Genomic DNA, 20,750 nt, shown 5'->3' with positions numbered 1-20,750 from the left:
TTAAACGCAGATAGCCAGTTGGATTTTCCGGAGCAGTTTGATAAGAAAAAACGGGTCGTTTATTTAAAAGGGGAAGCTTATTTTGATGTTCGGCATGCTGATAAAACTCCCTTTCTTATTTATACAGGGGATGTTACGACAGAGGTATTGGGAACGGCATTTAATATCAAAGCGTATCCTGATATGGAAAAAATTACCGTATCTGTTAAACGGGGCAAGGTAAAAGTTAACTATGCCGATAAGCAGGTAGCTGTATTAACAAAGGGAAAAGAAGTGGTGATAGGAAACCGGAATAAGGAAGCAAAGCAGAAATTGGTAAAAGCGGAGTTTGCAGCGGCCTGGCAGGAAGGAAACCTGGTCTACGACGATTATTCCGTAGGAGATATTTTGGCAGACCTGGAAAGAGTATATGACGTAAACATACAGGTAGGAGAACCGGCTTTAAACGAATTAAGGGTAACAACGACCCTTAAAAGGCAGTATGGGGTGGAAAATGCGCTGGAAATCCTGACCCGGCTAACAGGTACTCAGTTTAATACAAAAAACGGATCTTATATAATAAAAAAACAATAAGCAAACACATGATTATCAGCTAGAGACAAAAAAAGACCGCTCCAGGGGCAAACTGTTGCGGTCTGGTTAAAAACTGTTTGAAAATCTTTAAACCAATCAAAACTATGAGTTTTCATTCAAAAACGCATGGGTGGACAGCACATTGCGTTCAAGTACTAATTATGAGAGCATTGACCCTTGCAATCCTGCTTACCATTAGTGGCGTAATAATGGCAGAACGCTCAACGGGGCAGGACCTGAGTAAAATCAGGATTTCCATTAACGTAAAAAATGTTCCACTAAAAGCGGCACTGAAAAAGATTGAGGGTTCAACCGATCTATCCTTTTCTTTTAAGACTGCGGATATTGCTCATTTCAGGAATATCAGTTATGCCGCTGAAAATATTAGTGTAGATAAAGTATTGAAGGCCTTGTTTGAGGATACCGGGCTTGAGTATGAAGTGATCAATTCCAATATTATTATTCGGAAACCGGAGGTTCCCACAACGGTAACACCCCCGCGGGAGGAGGATAAATTGGAAGGAGGTATACGCGGCAGGGTGGTCAACAATAAAGGGGAGCCCGTTGCCAACGCATCAATACTGGTAACCGGTATCAACCAGGGAACCGCTGCTGACCTCGAAGGCCGGTTTTCCTTATCCGGATTAAAGCCCGGTACCTATACCCTGGTAATTTCTGCCATCGGGTTTGGAAAAATTGAAAAAACGGTAACCGTAACGGACAATTCTATTACTTCCGTTGATATTGTTATGGTGGAAGACAATGCGGATATGGCGGAAGTAACCGTAACCGCCCTGGGAATACGCAGGGAAAAAAGAGAGCTGGGTTATTCTGCCCAGGAAGTGAAAGGCGATGCACTGGTTGCCAGCCGCCAGCCAAATATTGTTAATGCTTTACAAGGCCAGGCTGCTGGTTTACAGATTAACTCTGGTGGAGGCGCACCCGGACAAGGATCGAAAATTATTCTGCGTGGATTGAATTCACTGGATCCAAACAGGGATTTTCAACCCCTATTTATTATAGATGGTATCCCTGTTGATAATACCACCGACGTTTCCGATGGAAGTTCTTTGTACGGCATCAGTAACCGTGCTGCAGATATAAACCCCGACGATATTGAAAGTATTAATATCCTTAAAGGTGGTGCAGCAACCGCGCTTTATGGCCTAAGGGCTTCAACAGGCGCTATCATCATTACTACCAAATCCGGTAAAGCAGGTAAATTAAGAGGTAGCATAACCTCTACCTATGGTGTTGATGAAATAAATAAATACCCCGAAACACAAACCAGGTATACACAAGGTTGGTTGGGCGAATACGATCCTTCCAGTTTCTGGCCAACTACCGGACCCACCATTGAAGAGGCCAAAGCAATAGACCCAACACACCCCGATAAAATCTTCAACAATTTTAAACATGGTTATAAAACGGGAAACTCCTTCCGTAATTCCCTGAATATTTCTGGTGGATCAGAACGCGCAACATTTACCGGAACCTTTTCGCAATTCAACCAGGAAGGTATTATGCCTTTCACGGATTATAAAAACTTTTCGGTTAAGGTGGGTGGAGAATTCAAGCTTTCTGAAAAAGTAAAAATGGGAAGTAGTCTGAATTATGTGAAATCGGGTGGACGTAGAGGAAATGCAGATCGATACAATGAAAACCTCACCTACTTTTCGCCCCGCTGGGATATATGGGATTATATCAATGAAAACGGAACACAGAAAACGATTGTAGGTTCCGGAAACGATAATCCGGTATATGTATTGAGAGGTGTAGATTACAGGGATAATGTAGACAGAATTCTGACGAACACACACATGAGCTACGCCCCTACAAAATGGCTGGATATTAACTATCGGTTTGGGGCAGATATATACAGTGATGGCCGTACACAAAAAACCCCCGGCCCGATGGGACTGCCGGATGAAATTTACCCCGCCAGTGATTTTGGCTTCGGAACTATTTCTGAATACAATGCCAGAAATACCATATTGAACTCTACGCTGATGCTGAATTTTAAGAACAAGATTGGTAAGCATCTTAGTTCTTCGCTGAAATTGGGCCATGATTTGTATTCAACCAAAAGAAGTACTGTATATGCAAATGGCGACACACTGGTAGTACCCAATTTTTATAACCTTAATAATGCGAAAAGAGTTACCGGCTCTAACAGCTTACGGGAATACCGGATCATTGGTTTATTTGCAGACTGGACAGTAAGCTGGAAAAACTATCTCTACATGACCCTGACCTATAGGAACGACTATACCTCCACCTTGTCGAAAGACAACCGTTCCTTCAGTTATCCGTCAGCAAGTTTGAGTTATATTTTCTCAGAAACCTTTACTATGCCCGATTGGTTCAGCTTTGGTAAGGCCCGTGTGTCAGTAGCCAAAATCGGTAAAGATGCGGTTCCGTATGCAACCAGTTCCGGCTTCAGTTTGGGAACGCCTTTGAACAATAATGTAATTCCCTTTTTCCTGTCAACACAAACAGGCGACCCTAATTTGCGTCCAGAATTTACTACCTCCTATGAAGGTGGCCTGGAACTAAAATTTTTGCAAAATCGGCTTGGCTTGGACTTTACCTATTATAATAATACCAGTAAAGACCTGATTATTCCTGTAAAAGTTCCTGTTACCAGCGGCTATGATCAGATATATCTGAATTCGGGCAGCGTTCGAAATCGTGGCGTTGAAATCAGTATATCAGGTACGCCTGTACAAACCAGAGATTTCAGCTGGGATATAAGGGCTAATTTCACGTCCAATAAAAATACTGTACTATCGATTTATCCGGATCTGACAGAGATTGCAATTGCAAGCCAGTTTGGGTACCTGAGCGCTACAGTAACGCAGAAATATATTCCGGGTTATCCGGTTGGTGCCCTGTTTGGAAGAACTTTTATGCGCTACTATGGCGATAAAACAGAAGATCCGGCCCGACTGGATAAAAGTCTTCCAATTGTAATTGGCGCAAACGGTTTTCCGGTGTTGAATCCTGCTTCTAAACAACAATATATTGCCAATTCTCAACCCAAATGGATAGGTAGCCTCGGAAGTACGCTCCGATACAAAGGGCTTAGTTTATCCTTCCTGTTTGATACGCAGCAAGGCGTGTATCGGTATAATCAACTGTCGAATTTCCTGGGAGCTTTTCTTACTAATAAGGAATCGGAAAACAGGAATGATGTTATCGTATTCGACGGGGTGCTGGCCGATGGAACACCTAATACAAAACCAGTTTGGTTAGGGCAGGGTGTAGGACCAGATGGAGTGAACTATGGAAACGGGTATTACCGGAATTATTATCGGGGAGCGTCAGAAACTTTTATTGAGGATGCTTCCTGGATCCGGCTCAGAACCCTCAGCCTGGGTTATACTATTCCGTCTGCTATTGTTACCAAAAGTGGATTCCTGACGGGCGCCGGTATTACCTTCTCTGGAAATAATCTTTGGATAAATACAAAATGGAAAGGATTTGATCCGGAAGCCAGCTCCACCAGTTCTGGTAGTGTTGCCGATGGTTTCTCTGGGTTTACCTATCCTGCTACCCGCAGTTATCTTGTTTCACTCAATCTTAATTTTTAAAACAGGTAACCATGAAACGACTTAATCAACTTATATATATCAGCCTGCTTCTTATCGGCTTAACGGGATGTAGTAAATACCTCGATAAACTGGATAACCCGAATTTAGTAACTGATCCGCCGTTGAATGGCTTATTGGGCCAAACGACCTATAATACCGGCTACAATGTTTACCGGATGGGATATACGGTTTCTTATTTTACGCAGTACCAGGCTTCCAGTACCAAAGGCAGTGATACAGAAATTTATAATGAAGTAGATTATTCCACTACCTGGACAGCTTTCTATACCAATATGATGAACATTCAGGAAATGGTTACCAAGGCAGAGGCGGTAGGCGCGTTTCATCATATCGGTGTGGGTAAAATTATGATGGCCTACAGTTTGAATATGCTGATTACTGCATTTGGCGATATTCCTTATAGTGAAGCGCTGAAAGGCGGCGAACTATTGGTGCCAAAATTTGATGATCAGACCTCCTTACACGCCACTTCGATGACTTTATTGGATGAAGGCATTGCAGCCCTGCAGCAGACAGGAGCAAGTCTGAATCTGGATGCCGCCAGTGATGTAATTCACCAGGGTAATACCGAAGCATGGATCAGAACAGCTCAGGCGCTGAAAGCAAGGTTCATGAATCAGCTTACCAAAAAGGCTTCGTATAATGCCAACAATGTGCTTACTCAACTGGGTTCAACCTACAGTTCCAATGCAGACGATGCAATGATGACGGTATTCCGTGGCCGTAGTCCCTGGAATCAGGTGGCCTATAATAATACCGTGCTTTTATTGGACGGATGGCTGAGTGAACAATTTGTGGATGCACTGGATGGTACAACCTTTGGAGTAGAAGACCCAAGATTGCCCCTGATAGCCACACTCACAAAATTTGGCGATTATCGGGGCACCCCCAATGGAGCCGGCCGTATCGGCACCGGTACAGATGATGAAGAATCTTATTTATCGGTAGATGGCTATTATTCAAAAGGGAATGCGCCACTTGCATTGGTAACCTTTGCGGAAATGAAGTTCATTGAAGCAGAAGCTGCCTTCCGTGCTGATGATAAACCCAGGGCTTATGCCGCTTACCTGGCTGGTATCGATGCCCATATGACCAAACTAGGTGTGGCCACCACCGCAAAAGAAACCTATATCAATAATCCAACGGTTAGCGTAGGAGCAGAAAATATTACCCTGGAATTAATTGCCAAAGAAAAGTATGTAGCTATGTTCCTGCACCCCGAAGCCTGGGTAGATGCCCGTCGCTTTGATTATAACTACAAAGACTTTGGTTTGCCGGAAGGCGCAGTGCTGAATACATTCATACGTCGCCTGGCCTATCCAACAGTAGAGTTCAGCAGGAATGGCGCCAATGTACCGGATATTTCCGGCTTGGATGAAAAACTGGCATTTGATAAACCCTAATCATCGGAATGATACGAAAAGGCCTAGCCATTGTTTTATATACGGTTCTTTCCCTTGCTGTTAAGGCGCAGGAGTATTCCCTGGAATCGGTAACCTCTTATCCTTTTCCGTCGGAGTTAAGTGCGGCAACAATAGGTTCAAGAATTGCACTGGCACTGAACGAACAGGGGAAACGAAATATTTATGTGGCAGAGGGTCCGGATTTTGTACTCAAAAAACGGACTTTATTTGACCGCGACGAAGGGTTGGAGATTAGTTGTATCCGGCTTTCGTCCGATGGAAAATGGATTGCCTTTGTTCGGGGAGGTGATTATGGCGCCTTTGATGAAACCATGGCAAGAAATCCGGCTTCATCACCTGTACAGCAAAAAGTGCAGGTGATGAGCCTTTCATTTGAAAAAGGTGAACCGATTGTGCTGGATGAAGGCATAGACCCAATAATAGATCCATCCGGAACACGGGTAATTTATGTTAAAAACGGCGCCTTATGGGAAGCAGCCCTGGACGGCAGTTCCCGGCCACAACGTAAATTCCATGTTCGCGGAACAGTTAGCCAGTACAGCTACTCTCCCGACGGCAAACAGCTCGTGTTTGTCAGCAACCGGCGAGATCATTCTTTTATTGGTATTTATACGGATTCAACCCAACCCATCCGGTGGATAGCGCCTGCTATTGCCAGGGATGGATCGCCTCGTTGGTCGCCCGACGGAAAGCAGTTGGTATTTGTTCGACGAAATGCTGCCGGGGGCAGGCCCGATTCGATAACCGTTCGCCGGCATCAGCCCTGGTCAATACTGGTGGCAGATCCAATAACAGGAACTGCCAGAAAAGTCTGGACAGCACCCACTACCTTAAGAGGCTCTTTCCCCGGCACCCAGGGTGGTACCAACCTTCATTGGGCAGCGGGTAACCGTATTGTTTTTGTATCGTATATGGATGGATGGCCACATTTATATGCAGTTCCTGCTGAAGGCGGTAATCCTCTTCTTTTAACAAAGGGTGATTACATGCTTGAACATATAAAACTCAGTCCTGATCGTAAATGGCTGATTGCATCGGCTAACACGGGCCCGGATAAAGACGATTTTGATCGGCGGCATATTGTTAAGGTGTCGGTAGAACAGGCCGCTGTTGAAGTACTGACGCCGGGTAAGGGTATAGAAGCCCTGCCGGTAATTACAGGAGATCAGCAGCATATTGCTTTTATCAGTGCTACTTCCCAACAACCCGGCATAGCCGCTGTAATGCCATTTGAAGGAGGAAGACCGCAGTTAATAGGGGCTTCGTTTATTCCACCTGATTTTCCCACTGCACATATGGTTAGCCCCAGGTCCGTTCGTTTCCGGGCTTCGGATGGGGTACTGGTACATGCACAATTATTTGAACCACCAACTGGCGGATCGGCAAAAAAACCAGCAATAGTATTTATTCATGGTGGCCCGCAACGGCAAATGTTATTGGGCTGGCATTATGGCGATTATTATTCGAATACCTATGCACTGAATCAATACCTGGCCAGTAAAGGCTTTGTGGTTTTGTCGGTTAATTACAGGCTGGGAATCGGCTACGGATATGAATTTCAATATCCAAAAAACTGGGGAAGTTATGGAGCATCGGAATACCTGGATGTAAAAGCAGCTGGCAACTGGCTGGCTCAACAGCCTTTTGTAGATCCTACACGCATCGGAACCTATGGAGGCTCTTACGGAGGCTATCTGGTGGCACTGGCACTTGGTAAAGATTCCAGGTTATTTAAAGCAGGTGTGGATATACACGGCGTTCATACCAATAAGGAAGATTATCCCTCTTACGACGGTGAACAGGCCCCCGATGCCGAATATACCAGAAAACTTATCTGGACCTCTTCACCGGTGGCATGGGTAAAAACCTGGACCTCCCCGGTTTTATTTATTCATGGAGATGATGATGGAAATGTACCCTTTTCTGAAACGGTAGACCTGGTTAAACGATTTGAACAAATGGGAAAACCCTACGAAAGCCTGGTTATTCCGGATGAAACCCATCATTGGATGCGCTATCATAACCAGGTACTGGTTGATAAAGCGGTTGCAGAATTTTTGCAACGCAAACTAATTAAATAATAAAGGGTAATTAAAACGGACGGTATGATACAAATCAGGCCTTTGATGCTTGGAATGGCAGCTGTATGGTTGGCTGCAGGAGCGGTAATAGCACAGAAAAAGCAGCCTGCTTTGCCGCCCGGGCTGGATGCCTACATCAATAAGGTAATTACTTCTTTAAATGTACCCGGCGTAAGTGTGGCAATTGTGAAAGATGGGAAAGTGCTATTATCCAAAGGGTATGGAGTAAAGCGTATGGATACCAAAGAACCGGTTGATGAAAAAACGCTTTTTCTGATCGCTTCCAATAGTAAAGCATTTACAGCAACTGCGCTGGCGTTGTTGGTAGAAGAGGGAAAGATAGATTGGAATGATAAAGTAATCAAACATCTTCCCTGGTTTAAAATGAGCGATCCCTATGTTACACAGAACCTGACCGTGCGCGATTTGCTGGTTCATCACAGTGGGTTGCCTGCCTATGCGGGCGATATTATGTTATTTCCACCGGCCACCTACAGCCGCCGTGAAATCCTGGAAAAACTACCGCTTATTCCATTGAAGTATGATTTCAGAACCGTGTATGCGTATGATAATATTTTATACGTGGCAGCCGGTGAGCTGATCTCCACCGTGGCAGGAATACCCTGGGAAAATTTTGTACAGGAAAGAATTCTTAAAAAAGTAGGAATGAAGGAAACGATAGCCCGCTTTACCGATCTGAAGAAAAGCACTAATTTTTCCTTTGGTCATGCCCGCTCTTATAATACTATCAGGGTTGTGGAAAATTTTCGCGAACAGAATATTGGCGATGCGGGTAATGCAGCTGGTGGAATTGTTTCGAATGCTGCAGACATGGCCAACTGGTTGATAACCCAATTGGATTCGGGTAGAACCCCGATAAAAGAACGGGTACTGACTCCTGCTGCAACCGCCGACCTTTGGAAAATTATCCGGCCAATGCCCATTAGTAAAGTAGATTCTTTGATTCGCCCCTCCCAAGCAGATTTTTGGGGATATGCATCTGGATTTAGGTCCTATAATTATGGAAAGTACAAAGTGATCGGGCATGGTGGAGCACTATCCGGTTTTGTATCACAGATTGCCCTGGTTCCTGATTTAAACCTGGGCGTGGTGGTGTTAACCAACCAGGCATCTACGGCTGCTTATTGGTCAATTATTTACCAGGTGCTTGATTATTATATGGGCAATCCTTCCTTTGACTGGCTCGGCGGTTATAAACGGATCCAGGATTCAGCAGTAGCAAGGGCACTGGCCAGGAAAAAAGACCTTAGCATACTTCGTGCAACGGGCGATAAACCTTCGCTTGCGCTGGAAAAATATGCCGGCAGTTTTACCGAGCCTTTATTGGGCAGGGCTACTATAAAAATGGAGGACCAGGGGCTGGTGCTGCGGTTCGATAATACGGAACACATGGTTGCCGACCTGCGGTATTTTCAATACAATAATTTTATTGCTTCGTTCCGCGGTATGGGGGTACCCACGGAAGCATATATTTCCTATGGACTAAAGGCAGACGGTTCTGTGGATCGGGTTCGTGTGCTGGTAGACGACCCGGCCTCCCAGCTCGATTTCAGCGAAATGGAACTTAGCCCGATTAATGAAAAAAAGATGGACATAAGTAAACTTGATAAAGCAATTCGGGCAGAGATGTCAAAACATCCACAGGCCGAATTTGCTATTGCCTGTAAAGATCTTGGAACCGGCCAAACCTATTTTGTAGCGGAAAAAAAGAGTTTTCATGCAGCCAGTACTATGAAAACTCCGGTAATGATGGAAGCCTATAAGCAGGCTGCTGCCGGCAAATTTTCATTGCAGGACAAAATAACGGTCAAAAACAGCTTTACCAGTATTGAAGACGGTTCGGTTTTTAGTGTAAGTCCGACCGATGACAGTGAATTTGAATTATACCAGCTAATTGGTAAAGAGTTGCCGATTTCGGATATTCTTCACCGTATGATCACCAAGAGCAGTAACCTTGCCACCAATATCATTATTGACCTGGTAGGGGCGAAAAATGTAATGACCACGATGAAAGAAATTGGAGCGAACCAGATACAGGTGCTTAGAGGCGTGGAGGATAAAAAAGCATTTGAGGCAGGAAAAAATAATACTACCACCGCTTATGACCTGATGCGGGTGTTTGAGGAATTAGGTAATGGAAGTTTTATCAGCAAGATGGCATGCGCAGACATGATACGGGTTTTACAGGACCAGTACTTTAGAAACAGTATTCCAGCTAAACTACCCAGGGAGGTGAAAACAGCTACCAAGAGCGGGTCAATTGTAAAAATTACCCATGATTCAGGGATCGTGTATTTGCCGGATGGCCGGAAATATGTGGTAGTATTGTTATCGAAGGGCATCGAATCACAAGAAGAAGCGAATGCAGCGCTGGCGGAATTATCTAAGTTGATCTACGATGAAATAAAATAAAAGTGGCCCGGATCCGGGCCACTTCGCATGTGTATATTCAAACCTAATTAACCTAAATCAAAACGGTCGAGATTCATGACTTTTGTCCATGCTGCAATGAAGTCATGAATGAATTTTTCCTGGCCGTCTGCGCATCCGTATACTTCGGCAATAGCACGAAGCTCAGAATTTGATCCGAAGACCAGGTCTGCACGGGTTGCTGTCCATTTGAGCTCATTTGTTTTACGATTACGCCCTTCAAAGAGGTCTTTTGATCCGTTTACACCTTTCCAGGTGGTTCCCAGATCCAGTACATTGATGAAGAAATCGTTACTCAGCACTTCCGGACGGTGGGTGAATACACCACGTTTACTTTGGTCAGCATTGGCATTTAAAACACGCATACCACCTACCAGGGCTGTCATCTCAGGAGCTGTGAGGGTTAGCAACTGGGCTTTGTCGATCAGCATTTCTTCGGCAGAAGAAGTAGTTCGGTAGGCCGATAAATAATTGCGGAATCCATCGGCAGCAGGTTCCAGCACCGCAAAGGATTCAACATCTGTTTGTTCCTGTGAAGCGTCTGTGCGGCCGGGGATGAACGGAACAATTACATCAACACCGGCTGCTTTGGCAGCTTTTTCTATGGCTGCTGAACCGCCTAATACAATAAGGTCTGCGATAGAAATTTGTTTTCCGTTGGGGTTAGCCTGGTTGAATTGCTGGCGGATACCCTCCAGCGTTTCGAGTACTTTAGCCAATTGGGCAGGGTTGTTTACTTCCCAGTCTTTTTGTGGCGCCAGGCGAATGCGGGCACCATTGGCCCCACCGCGTTTATCCGATCCGCGGAAAGTGGAAGCGGACGCCCAGGCGGTAGAAACAAGCTGCGAAATGGACAGACCAGCATTTAAAACCTGTGTTTTCAAAGCAGCAATGTCCTGATCATCTACCAGGGGATGATTGACAGCAGGTACGGGGTCCTGCCAGATCAGTTCCTCTGCAGGCACTTCCGGACCGAGGTAACGGGATTTGGGTCCCATATCCCGATGGGTCAATTTAAACCAGGCGCGTGCAAAAGCATCGGCAAAAGCTGCCGGATCTTCATAAAACCGGCGTGAAATTTTTTCGTATGCGGGATCCAGTTTCAGGGATAAATCGGTAGTAAGCATAAAGGGCTTGTGGAATTTACCCGGGATATGTGCGTCCGGGATGGTTTCCCCTATATTCTTGGCTTCCCACTGATAAGCTCCGCCGGGTCCTTTGATCAGCTCCCAGTCGTATTCAAACAAGTGCTTAAAAAAATCATGGCTCCATTTTGCGGGCGTGGTTGTCCAGGCGCCCTCTATGCCGCTTGTAATCGTATCTGCACCGGAACCACTGCCAAAACTGTTTTTCCAGCCCATACCCATTTCTTCGATAGAAGCAGCCGCAGGTTCTTCTGCTACATATTTGTTGGGTTCGGCTGCGCCGTGGGTTTTTCCGAAAGTATGTCCTCCGGCAATTAATGCAACGGTTTCTTCATCATTCATAGCCATTCTGCCGAAGGTTTCCCGGATGGCTTTTGCTGCCAGTACCGGATCATGCGAACGGTCGGGTCCTTCGGGGTTTACGTAAATAAGCCCCATTTCAGTTGCACCGAGCGGGTTTTCCAGGGATTCGGGGTTACGGTGATGGGCTACCCATTCTTTTTCTGAACCCCAATAAATATCCTGCTCGGGTTCCCAAACATCATCCCTGCCTCCGGCAAAACCAAAGGTTTTGAACCCCATAGATTCCAGGGCACAGTTGCCTGCAAGGATCATCAGATCTGCCCAGGAAAGTTTTTTTCCGTATTTCTGCTTAATAGGCCAAAGCAGTAAGCGGGCTTTATCGAGATTGGCATTATCGGGCCAGCTGTTCAAAGGAGCAAAACGCTGGGATCCTGAGCCTGCACCACCGCGGCCATCAGAAATCCGGTAGGTTCCCGCACTGTGCCAGGCCATCCGGATAAAAAATGGTCCGTAGTGTCCATAATCTGCCGGCCACCACTCCTGCGAATCGGTCATCAGGTTGAAAATATCCTTTTTAACCTGCGCCAGGTCTAGTGATTTGAATTCTTCTGCATAGTTAAAAGATTCACCCATGGGATTAGAGAGGGTAGAATGCTGGCGAAGAATGTTCAGCTTGAGCAGGTTCGGCCACCAGTCCTGGTTTTTTGTACCCCCTCCGGAAACGGCTTTTATGGTTCCGTTGTGGAAAGGGCATTTGGCTGCTGCACCGTTGGAAGGGGTTTTGTCGCCACCTTCATCATTGACTTTTTGTAGAGTATCCATATAGTTTGTTGAATTTGCTGCGTCCTAATCTCCCACGAAATTATAAACGAATTGCCCAACAATTTTATTTATTTAATAGATGATCTGATAGATAAAATCTATATTAAATCCACTGTCAGTTTCAGTAAAAACGGCAATCGGAAAAATTGGCGTTACCGATTTTAAAGGATTGGGTTAATCTTCTCATTTAAATTACTGCCTGGCTGCAACGTTGGCTAAGAGCTGGGTGTCACCTTCTAAAAAGGTAGGATGAAAGTAGGGCTGTTTACTATAGTACTCCTGATTGCAGCGGGCTGCGGCAAAGAAAATAAGCCCGATTCCTGCAACAGTAGTCAAGCAACTGTTCGAAAGATCGTTGATAAAAAAGCGGTTGTTCGGGTTACTGACAGGGCAACCGAACCAGTATACCTGGTAGAAGCCGGCACCATCGATTCCCGCCTTATCCCCTGCACCCTTGCGCTGGAGTACTACCTCGATGGACTGGAAGTTACGATCAGCGGAGAGGTGAAAGCAGCCGTCCACCTGGCTTCAACTCCCTGCTGCGCCGCACCCATTGTACTTACCAAGATCAGCAAATAATCTTAGGGGTCGGTACCATCGGCCGGTGACGCATAAAAGCGGACAAAAACTGTTCGTAATCGGACAGGAAGAATTTGCATTATTTAATCAAACAATTGATAATCAGATTTTTAGATGATTGGCACAGGCATTGGTGCGAATATGCCATAATACTTGAGTATGCTTAAGAATTATTGGCGTATAGCTATGCGGAATCTTTGGAAACACAAAGGCTTCTCGTTTATCAACCTTGCCGGGCTAACCGTGGCATTTACCTGCTGTTTGCTGATGTTTATGTATATCCGGCACGAACTCAGTTTTGACCGGTTCCAGGAAAAGGGCAATAGAATTGTGCGGGTTATTATGGAGTATGGGTTTGGAGATTCAGAAAAAAGGGCCGGCAATTATACCAGTACCAAAGTAATGCCCTCCTTTAAGCGAAATTTTCCGGAAGTGGAAGAGGGGGTTCGGATGACCACCGGATCTGGCTTGCTTAAAATAGGCGATCAGGTATACCAGGACCCGGAGTTCCTGTTTGCGGACTCCACTTTTTTCCGGGTATTTTCTTCCTTTCCGTTGTTAGCAGGAGTTCCTGATAAAGTATTACAGGCGCCTAACCAGTTGGTACTCACAGAGTCGGCGGCTAAAAAATATTTTCCGCACCAGGATGCAGTTGGTCAAACCATTCTTGTTGGAGCAGCACAAACACCTTACCAGGTAACCGGAATTGCAAAAGACTGTCCGGCTAACTCACAGATTCGTTTTTCCCTGTTAGGATCGTTCTCTTCCTTAGGTGCCAGCCAGGAAGAAACTTATTGGAATGCTAACTACCAAACCTATTTATTGCTGAAGAACGAAGGTGCAATTCATAGTTTGCAGCCCAAGATCCTTCCTTTCATGAAAAAGGAAATGAACGATCCGAATGTATTCCTGACCTATCATTTAGAACCCTATTATGATATTCACCTGCATTCTCCCTATAGTGCCTATGTAGCGAATACTGATATCCGTTATATATATATTGCCAGCGGCATGGCTTTCCTGATACTTCTGATTGCCTGCTTTACGTATATCAATATGAGTACCGCCCGATCACTGGAGCGTGCAAGGGAAGTAGGAATCCGTAAAGTAGCCGGGGCATCCAGGAAACAGGTGTTTGGCCAGTTCCTGGGTGAATCCATTGTAATAGCTGTGCTGGCACTGATAATGGGTATTGGTTTAACAGGGGTATTGCTTCCCGGGTTTAACGGACTGGTAAACCGTAGCCTCGATTTTGCAGATCTATTACAGCCATCACTTATAGTATCCGCCCTGGCCATGGTTTTCTGTATAGCATTACTGGCCGGCTCCTATCCGGCGATGGTACTTTCCGGTTTTCAACCCATCAAAGTATTGAAAGGACGTTTCAGTAATAGTGGCAGTGGTCAGTTGGTCCGGCAATCGCTTACCATTTTTCAATTTGCAATTTCGGCCTTCCTTTTGATCGGCAGCTTTGTTATTTACAAGCAGGTACAATATATCCGGGAGAAATCATTAGGCTTTAACCGGGATCATGTTGTTCAGTTAATGGTAGATAATAAAGTGTTGGAAAAAATTGACGTGTTAAAATCAGCCTTAAAATCCAATCCGCAAATTAAACATACCTCTCTTGCTTATAACGCTCCGCTATCCATTGTCGGTGGATATGGAATGCGGAGTGCTGTTATGCCGGAAAAAACTTCTTTAAATGTATATGCCAACCCAATTGATGATGAGTACCTGAAAACAAATGAAATTGAATTGCTGGCCGGCACAGATCTTACAAAACAGGATTTACTGGATGTTAACCAGGAAGACGAAGCGAAAAATTATTATCATTTCATCCTGAATGAGTCTGCCGCCAGAGAACTGGGCTGGACGCCGGAGAAAGCCATCGGGCAGCGAATGTTCCTGGATGATTCCCGCCCAGGTGTGGTAAAAGGTGTAGTAAAGGATTTTCATTTCAGTTCTTTGCATGTACCTATCCAAAGCCTGGTGCTTTTCCCGTCTACCTATGGGAATTTATTAATGATAAAGATTTCGGGTAATCAACTTCCGGAAACAATTTCGTTTATAGAAAAGACCTGGAAAAGCCTGGTACAGCATCGGCCATTCAGTTACAGCTTTATGGATGAGTCGTACAATGCCATGTACCAGGCTGAACAGCAGACAGCAAAAGTTATTGGATTATTTACGGGGGTAGCTATACTATTGGCCTGTGTTGGTTTAATTGGGTTGTCTGCCTTCGCTGTTCAGCAGCGAACCAAAGAAATAGGGGTTAGAAAGGTGCTGGGTGCCTCCGTGCCGGGCATTGTGTGGATGCTGGCCGGGCATTTTCTGCGGCTGGTACTTATTGCATTCCTGATTGCCATACCAATTGGCTGGTATGCTGCCAATAAATGGCTGGCCGATTTCAGCTATAGAACCAGCCTTGAAGCGGGTGTGTTTTTCTTGCCTGCGATAGCATTATGCGTATTGGCATTGGTAGCAATAAGTGTGCAAACTGTTCGGGCCGCCCTGCTCAACCCGGTAAAAAGTTTACGATCAGAATAAAAGCGGGTAGGGTATTACCCGCTTTTATTAACATCCTGGTTTTATCACATTCACCAGGGTTTTTCCGTCATATTTGAATAATCCATAACCATTGGTGCCGAACCATAGCTGGCCTGATTTGTCTTCATAAATGGAATTTACGCCGGTTCTAATGGGCTTATCTTCAGTTGTTTTCGGTTCGCGGTACAAGGGTACCGTTAGGAACCGGTCTTTTTCGAACTTTGCCAGTCCGCCCCTGGTTCCTGCCCAGATCATACCCTTTCGGTCTATATGAAGCGTAAACACATCGTTATCTGGTAGTCCATTAGCGGTTGTGTAGCTTGTAAACCCATTGGCGTTTTGCCTTGATATTCCTCCGCTGGTTGCAATCCAAACGGTACCGGATGCGTCCTGAACCATGGTTCGGACAGTATTGGCTGCCAGCCCATCAGAGGTTCTAAAATAATGATACTCAGTTCCATCAAAATAACAAACCCCGTCGTCTGCTGTAGCCATCCAGATTCCGCCCGACCGGTCTTGCATTACCTGGGTAATAACTGCGCTGATCTGGAACTCTTCTGGTGAGGGGCCGGGTTTTTTCATGGCTTCCAATGGTCCGGGCCATAAACGGATGGGGTCAACCGGTTGTTTATTGGCTGGTAGGCTGTCTGATGAGGTTGTTTCAGCAATGATGGGAGTAGGATCGGGATGATCGCTAATGAATAGCCATAGCAGGGAAAATAACAAACTGTTCATTGGTAGTTTAGTTTGGATGATAAATTTTGAGCGGATTTCAAAGTAATAAATCACCCGGCGGCAGCAGTAAAACCACTGTAAATTGATTGTAAATGCCGTGTAAAATCAGCATTTTAGCCTGAAATGGCTCTTCCGGCTGCCTATCTTTGCTGTATGAAAGCTAAATTCTATTGGCCCTTTTTTGGCATAGTGCTGGTGCTGGTACTGGCAGCTTTTATACGAAAGCGCCCGGTAGAGAATGATTTTGAATCAGCAAAAGAAATGATTGTGCTAAGAAAGGTTGCCCATGATGTATTAAGAGCGGCCGGCGACAGCAGTTCAAGAATTCCGGCCGTTCAGCGTATATCGAAAACAGAATTTGTACTTCCTTTTGAAACAGCTTTTTCCTTTACGCCCGATTCGCTGGTAAAAACCATTCAGGCTGTTTTCAGTCATTACCAGCTCAGCTCCCGGTATATTGTAAATGTTAAAGAAAGAACAACCGGAGAGGTAGTGTTTGGTTATGCTATGTTGGGTGCCGAACAGGATAATATAGTGCCTTGCCTGGGACGTGAACCTGGAAGCTCCAGGTATTCCATCCATTTTAAGCTGGAAGAGCCTCCACTTAACGATAGCAACAAGCTATTGGTTGGTTGGGCAGCAATGGGCCTGGCCGTTTTTATTTGGTTGGGCTGGAACAAATTTCAACGTTCTACCGTACCTGCTCCGGTTGAAACAACTACGGAGGCAGGCCCCTTGTTGGCAGGTATTCCTATCGGGCGGTTTTATTTTTATCCCGACCAACAGTACCTGCAACTGGGAGATCTACGCATACCCTTAACCAGTAAGGAAACCAGTTTGCTGGAGATATTTGGCGCCGAACAAAACCAGTTGATCGACCGCAAAAGACTCCAGAAAGAGGTTTGGGAGGATGAGGGTGTAATCGTTGGGCGCAGCCTTGATATGTTTGTGTCCAAGCTTCGGAAAAAACTGGAAGCGGACCCCACTGTTCAATTATTGAATGTTCATGGAAAAGGCTATAAACTGGAAGTGACCGTTGACCAGGTTTAAGCGGACTCGGTTTTTTTCAGTTTTATATAAAAACGGGTGCCTTTGTTCCGTTCGGTCTCAAACCATAATTTACCCTGGTGTTTGTCTATGATCCGTTTTACAATGGCCAAACCCAGCCCGGTTCCTTCGAAGGTCTTTGCATCGGGCAGCCGGTAGAACAGGTGAAAGAGGTTATCGGTATGGCGGGGGTCCATCCCAATACCGTTGTCAACAATACTGTATACTACAGAGTCATCTATCATTTCTCCGGTAATCTGAACCGTGGGCTTTTCTTTCTTCGACGAATATTTAACGGCATTGCTTACGAGATTACTGAATACCTGGCCAATCATGGTACTATCTCCGTATACTGCGGGCGTATTCCCAATCTGCAGATCGGGTTTGGTGTCTTTATAAGCGTCGAGCATATCTTCCCGGATCTGGAAGAGCAGCGATTGCATATCAATGGGTTGTAACTTTATCGGTTCGCGCCCAAGTTTTGTATAATTAAAGACTTCTTTGATCATTTGCTGCATGCGTGATGCATTACGCAAAATTTTTTGGGTCAGTAAGCGGTTGTCGATGGCCGGATCTTCTTCCAGCAATAATTCTGCAAAATTATAAATGGTAGCAAGCGGTGTTTTTAAATCATGTGAGATGGTATAACTGAAGCTATCAAGTTCTTCATAGGCTTTTTTCAGTTCTTCGTTCAGGCGGCGTAGTTGATTTATTTTTTCCTGGATAAGTAAGAGGATTTCTTCCCGCAGTTTATACGCATTGGTGAGTTCAGCGGTAGACCATTTTTCAGACCTTCCCCGCAGTGATTGTATAAAAATGGCAAATGAACTACGGGGTTCAATCCTGGTTTCTCCCTGTTCATTTAGGATAACGGCTTTGTCCGGATTACCTGCCCATTTGATTTCCTGTTCCAGTTCCGGTTTAAACCAAAGAATGGTATCGTTCAGGTCGGCGGATAAGGGTGCGCAAAGTATACCGCTGGCGCTATCTGCATACCTGGCTGCTTCCGGATAAACAGAGGCCAGGTGATTGGTTTGAAATACCTGCTTGGTTGAGGCTTTCTGTAAAAACACGGCCAGTTCACGCACAAAGGAGGGTGGGGGTGTATGCCCTACAAGCGTTAACTGATCTTCATATAAAATAGCCGCACCGCTGGCACTATTGATTGACAATAAATCGAGGTTTCCATGCGTCAGTCCTGTTAGGATGCTATCGGATTGGCGCATTTGCCGGATCAGGTTGGAAGTATTATCGCGCCAGAAACCAAGCACCTGCTGTTTTTCTTCTTCTGCCTGGAAACGAACGGTGGTCGATAACATCTGGCCAATCATTTTGGCGTGTAAGCGTTGCCGGTAGTCGAGTTGTTTGGGCTGATAATGATGGCAGGCAATTAATCCCCAGAGCTCACCCTGGGATAGTATGGAAATACTAAAACTGGCTGCCACCCCCATGTTTTGAAGATATTGAATGTGGACAGGGGATACGGATCGCAATATGGAATCGGACAGATCAATAGGTGGATTGTTTTCTGATCCGGGTATTCTTTCAAGTATGCTATCAGGTGCAGCTACATTTGCGATAAGCCGTACAAGATTTTTTTTATAGAGTTCACGGGCTTGTTTCGGGATATCTGAGTCGGGATAATGCAAACCCAGGAAGGGCTCCAGGCCAGGATCGGCCAGTTCTTCGATTACTTCACCATGGCCATCTTCATGAAACATATAAACCATAACCCGATGAAAGCCGGTTATCTCTTTTACGTTTTTTACAGCCTCCTTAAACGATACAGACACACTATCTGATTGGTTCAGGTAATGCAGCATTTTTGACATGATGGCCTCTTCGTTGTAGGTGTATCCAAGAAAGGGCTCAAATTCGAGCAAAAGATAATCGGCCGTATAATGTGAAACCAGGTAGGTTTCGCCCTTAGCTGTTTGTATCAGCTGGTAAGCTCCCTGCTCGAAATCGGGATGATACTGGTAGGGGCTAAGCAATTCGTGAATAGGTTTACCCAGGACTTCTGCTGCAGAAATGTTTAGATACTGATGTATCGTCGGACTAACCTGCTCAACCAGCAGGTTATGCCGATTCACCACCAGGAGCGCTCCATGGGGTTGTATTTTACCCGGATATTGAATGGGTTCACGGTCACATTGATTAATTGGATGTTGCATCATACTGGATACTGCTGGTTAATTCCAACCACTGTTTGTATGCCCTGAAACAGGCAATGGCAGAGGAAGCAATGATTTCTTTATGTTGATAAAGTCCCGGAATTTCTAAATAGTCCCGAAATTTTGCCCACATAGTTTTTCGCTCAGGACCATAACTTTCAAAGTAATGCAGCCCTTTTTCTATACCAGCCTGCTGTTTAATCATACGGGCTATTATGGGGCCACCCAGGGTAGCGCCTTCCAATACGTATAAAGTGCCAATTGCCTGGTAAATAGAAGTAAGTTCCGGAAGCTTAACGGAATTTAGTGGTTGCCAATCGGGATCAAAGACTGCTATATCTGTTAACAGATGGTGCATTCTCTGGCGTTCTGCAATATCCGGTACAATATGCTGTAATGGAAATTGCGTTAATTGTTTTTCAAGGGGTACTAAAAAACCTGCCATTTTTTTTAGCAGTATTTCATACTCAACCTGAGTTTTTACCCCCTGCAATAAATCAAGGAATACTTTTTCTAACTGCTGGTGCTGGTCATCAGTTTTTGAGCGTAAAAATGGGTGAAGCATAGGTGGACGATCAATCGCAAAAATACGTTTAAATAATGCCGACTGAATCCGTTATAATGGTTAAACAATAACTGAGCCTGATTTCCCCAATATAACAGCAAGACAGTTAAGGGTTTGGCCAAATTGTTGAAAAAATTACACAATTAATTACCCTAATTATGCAAGTTTGAGGGTTAAAAAATTTGGTATTTATCTTGCATTTATGGGTATAAAACCAATCTATGATTTTATATATCCGAAATATGGCTTGCGAAAGTTGCCTTTTATTAGTGCGGGAGGAGCTTGAAAAATTAGGGATCCGACCGGTTCGGATTGATCTGGGAGAAGTGGAACTGAAAGGATTGATTTCTGATGAAAAAAAACAAAATTTTGCCAAAGCCATACAAAAAGGCGGACTGGAGCTGGTAAATTCAGCCGAAGAAGTACTGATTGATAAAATAAAGGGAAGTATTGCAGAATATGTGCTCAATAAAGGCAGTATTAAACAGAATTTATCTGATTACCTGGCCGAACAGTTAGGGATGGACTATAAACAAATGGCCTCCTATTTCTCCGGCTTAACCAGCACAACCATTGAACAATATGGTATTTCACTTAAAATTGAAAAAGCGAAAGAGTTACTAACTATTGAGGATAAAAACTTAAAGGAAGTAGCGGCATTACTGGATTATAAGCAGGTAGCGCACC

13 protein-coding genes are annotated in these 20,750 nt (G+C 44.9%); 9 read left to right on the top strand and 4 right to left on the bottom strand.

Going from position 1 to position 20,750, the window contains the following annotated elements; genetic code table 11:
- From A1D16_RS04865 to A1D16_RS04845, 5 genes are all read left to right on the top strand, one after another.
- The coding region (locus A1D16_RS04865; RefSeq protein WP_290708129.1) for a FecR domain-containing protein at positions 1 to 573 on the top strand (573 nt) is incomplete at its 5' end.
- 161 nt (positions 574 to 734) lie between these two features.
- On the top strand, positions 735 to 4,166 hold the full coding sequence (locus A1D16_RS04860) for a SusC/RagA family TonB-linked outer membrane protein (protein WP_290708128.1): 3,432 nt from the start codon (positions 735 to 737) through the stop codon (positions 4,164 to 4,166).
- A gap of 11 nt (positions 4,167 to 4,177) precedes the next feature.
- The gene (locus A1D16_RS04855) at positions 4,178 to 5,590 is read left to right on the top strand and encodes a SusD/RagB family nutrient-binding outer membrane lipoprotein (RefSeq protein ID WP_290708126.1); all 1,413 of its coding nucleotides are present in this window, start codon (positions 4,178 to 4,180) and stop codon (positions 5,588 to 5,590) included.
- Positions 5,591 to 5,598: 8 nt separating this feature from the next.
- A complete protein-coding gene (locus A1D16_RS04850; protein ID WP_290708125.1) occupies positions 5,599 to 7,692 on the top strand; it encodes a prolyl oligopeptidase family serine peptidase in 2,094 nt (697 codons plus the stop codon).
- A 24-nt stretch (positions 7,693 to 7,716) separates the two neighbouring features.
- Positions 7,717 to 10,125, top strand: a complete 2,409-nt coding sequence (locus A1D16_RS04845) for a serine hydrolase (protein WP_290708124.1) — start codon at positions 7,717 to 7,719, stop codon at positions 10,123 to 10,125.
- Between the two features lie 47 nt (positions 10,126 to 10,172).
- On the opposite strand, the gene katG is transcribed toward A1D16_RS04845, so the two are convergent.
- The gene (katG, locus tag A1D16_RS04840) at positions 10,173 to 12,413 is read right to left on the bottom strand and encodes a catalase/peroxidase HPI (RefSeq protein ID WP_290708123.1); all 2,241 of its coding nucleotides are present in this window, start codon (positions 12,411 to 12,413) and stop codon (positions 10,173 to 10,175) included.
- 249 nt (positions 12,414 to 12,662) lie between these two features.
- Here katG and A1D16_RS04835 point away from each other — a divergent pair, with 249 nt between their 5' ends.
- Positions 12,663 to 12,992: a hypothetical protein gene (locus A1D16_RS04835; protein ID WP_290708122.1), complete on the top strand. Its 330-nt coding sequence runs from the start codon at positions 12,663 to 12,665 to the stop codon at positions 12,990 to 12,992.
- A 159-nt stretch (positions 12,993 to 13,151) separates the two neighbouring features.
- A complete protein-coding gene (locus A1D16_RS04830) occupies positions 13,152 to 15,542 on the top strand; it encodes an ABC transporter permease (protein ID WP_290708121.1) in 2,391 nt (796 codons plus the stop codon).
- Between the two features lie 27 nt (positions 15,543 to 15,569).
- Here A1D16_RS04830 and A1D16_RS04825 read toward each other — a convergent pair whose 3' ends face one another.
- Positions 15,570 to 16,277, bottom strand: coding sequence for a two-component regulator propeller domain-containing protein (locus tag A1D16_RS04825; protein WP_290708120.1), 708 nt, complete (start codon positions 16,275 to 16,277; stop codon positions 15,570 to 15,572).
- 153 nt (positions 16,278 to 16,430) lie between these two features.
- Here A1D16_RS04825 and A1D16_RS04820 point away from each other — a divergent pair, with 153 nt between their 5' ends.
- A complete protein-coding gene (locus A1D16_RS04820; protein WP_290708119.1) occupies positions 16,431 to 17,327 on the top strand; it encodes a winged helix-turn-helix domain-containing protein in 897 nt (298 codons plus the stop codon).
- Here the strand turns inward: A1D16_RS04820 and A1D16_RS04815 are convergent.
- Both A1D16_RS04815 and A1D16_RS04810 read right to left on the bottom strand, forming a co-directional pair.
- Entirely contained in the window at positions 17,324 to 19,501 is a 2,178-nt protein-coding gene (locus tag A1D16_RS04815) for an ATP-binding protein (RefSeq protein WP_290708118.1), read from the bottom strand. The two genes, A1D16_RS04820 and A1D16_RS04815, sit on opposite strands and share 4 nt — an antisense overlap.
- A complete protein-coding gene (locus A1D16_RS04810; protein WP_290708117.1) occupies positions 19,482 to 20,063 on the bottom strand; it encodes a biliverdin-producing heme oxygenase in 582 nt (193 codons plus the stop codon). Before A1D16_RS04810 ends, A1D16_RS04815 begins: the two co-directional genes overlap by 20 nt.
- Positions 20,064 to 20,284: 221 nt before the next feature.
- On the opposite strand from A1D16_RS04810, the gene A1D16_RS04805 reads away from it, so the two are divergent.
- A partial coding sequence (locus tag A1D16_RS04805; protein WP_290708116.1) for an AraC family transcriptional regulator occupies positions 20,285 to 20,750 on the top strand: 466 nt, incomplete at its 3' end.

The sequence above is a fragment of the Flavihumibacter sp. CACIAM 22H1 genome, from assembly GCF_001601815.1.
GTDB lineage: Bacteria > Bacteroidota > Bacteroidia > Chitinophagales > Chitinophagaceae > Flavihumibacter.
This window is presented reverse-complemented; position numbering and strand designations above follow the sequence as displayed.

What these genes read in the sequence shown, in the direction of transcription:
- A1D16_RS04860 (WP_290708128.1), top strand. Translation starts at nt 735, where the DNA reads ATGAGAGCATTGACCCTTGCAATCCTGCTTACCATTAGTGGCGTAATA.
- A1D16_RS04855 (WP_290708126.1), top strand. Translation starts at nt 4,178, where the DNA reads ATGAAACGACTTAATCAACTTATATATATCAGCCTGCTTCTTATCGGC.
- A1D16_RS04850 (WP_290708125.1), top strand. Translation starts at nt 5,599, where the DNA reads ATGATACGAAAAGGCCTAGCCATTGTTTTATATACGGTTCTTTCCCTT.
- A1D16_RS04845 (WP_290708124.1), top strand. Translation starts at nt 7,717, where the DNA reads ATGATACAAATCAGGCCTTTGATGCTTGGAATGGCAGCTGTATGGTTG.
- katG (WP_290708123.1), bottom strand. Translation starts at nt 12,413, where the DNA reads ATGGATACTCTACAAAAAGTCAATGATGAAGGTGGCGACAAAACCCCT.
- A1D16_RS04835 (WP_290708122.1), top strand. Translation starts at nt 12,663, where the DNA reads ATGAAAGTAGGGCTGTTTACTATAGTACTCCTGATTGCAGCGGGCTGC.
- A1D16_RS04830 (WP_290708121.1), top strand. Translation starts at nt 13,152, where the DNA reads ATGCTTAAGAATTATTGGCGTATAGCTATGCGGAATCTTTGGAAACAC.
- A1D16_RS04825 (WP_290708120.1), bottom strand. Translation starts at nt 16,277, where the DNA reads ATGAACAGTTTGTTATTTTCCCTGCTATGGCTATTCATTAGCGATCAT.
- A1D16_RS04820 (WP_290708119.1), top strand. Translation starts at nt 16,431, where the DNA reads ATGAAAGCTAAATTCTATTGGCCCTTTTTTGGCATAGTGCTGGTGCTG.
- A1D16_RS04815 (WP_290708118.1), bottom strand. Translation starts at nt 19,501, where the DNA reads ATGATGCAACATCCAATTAATCAATGTGACCGTGAACCCATTCAATAT.
- A1D16_RS04810 (WP_290708117.1), bottom strand. Translation starts at nt 20,063, where the DNA reads ATGCTTCACCCATTTTTACGCTCAAAAACTGATGACCAGCACCAGCAG.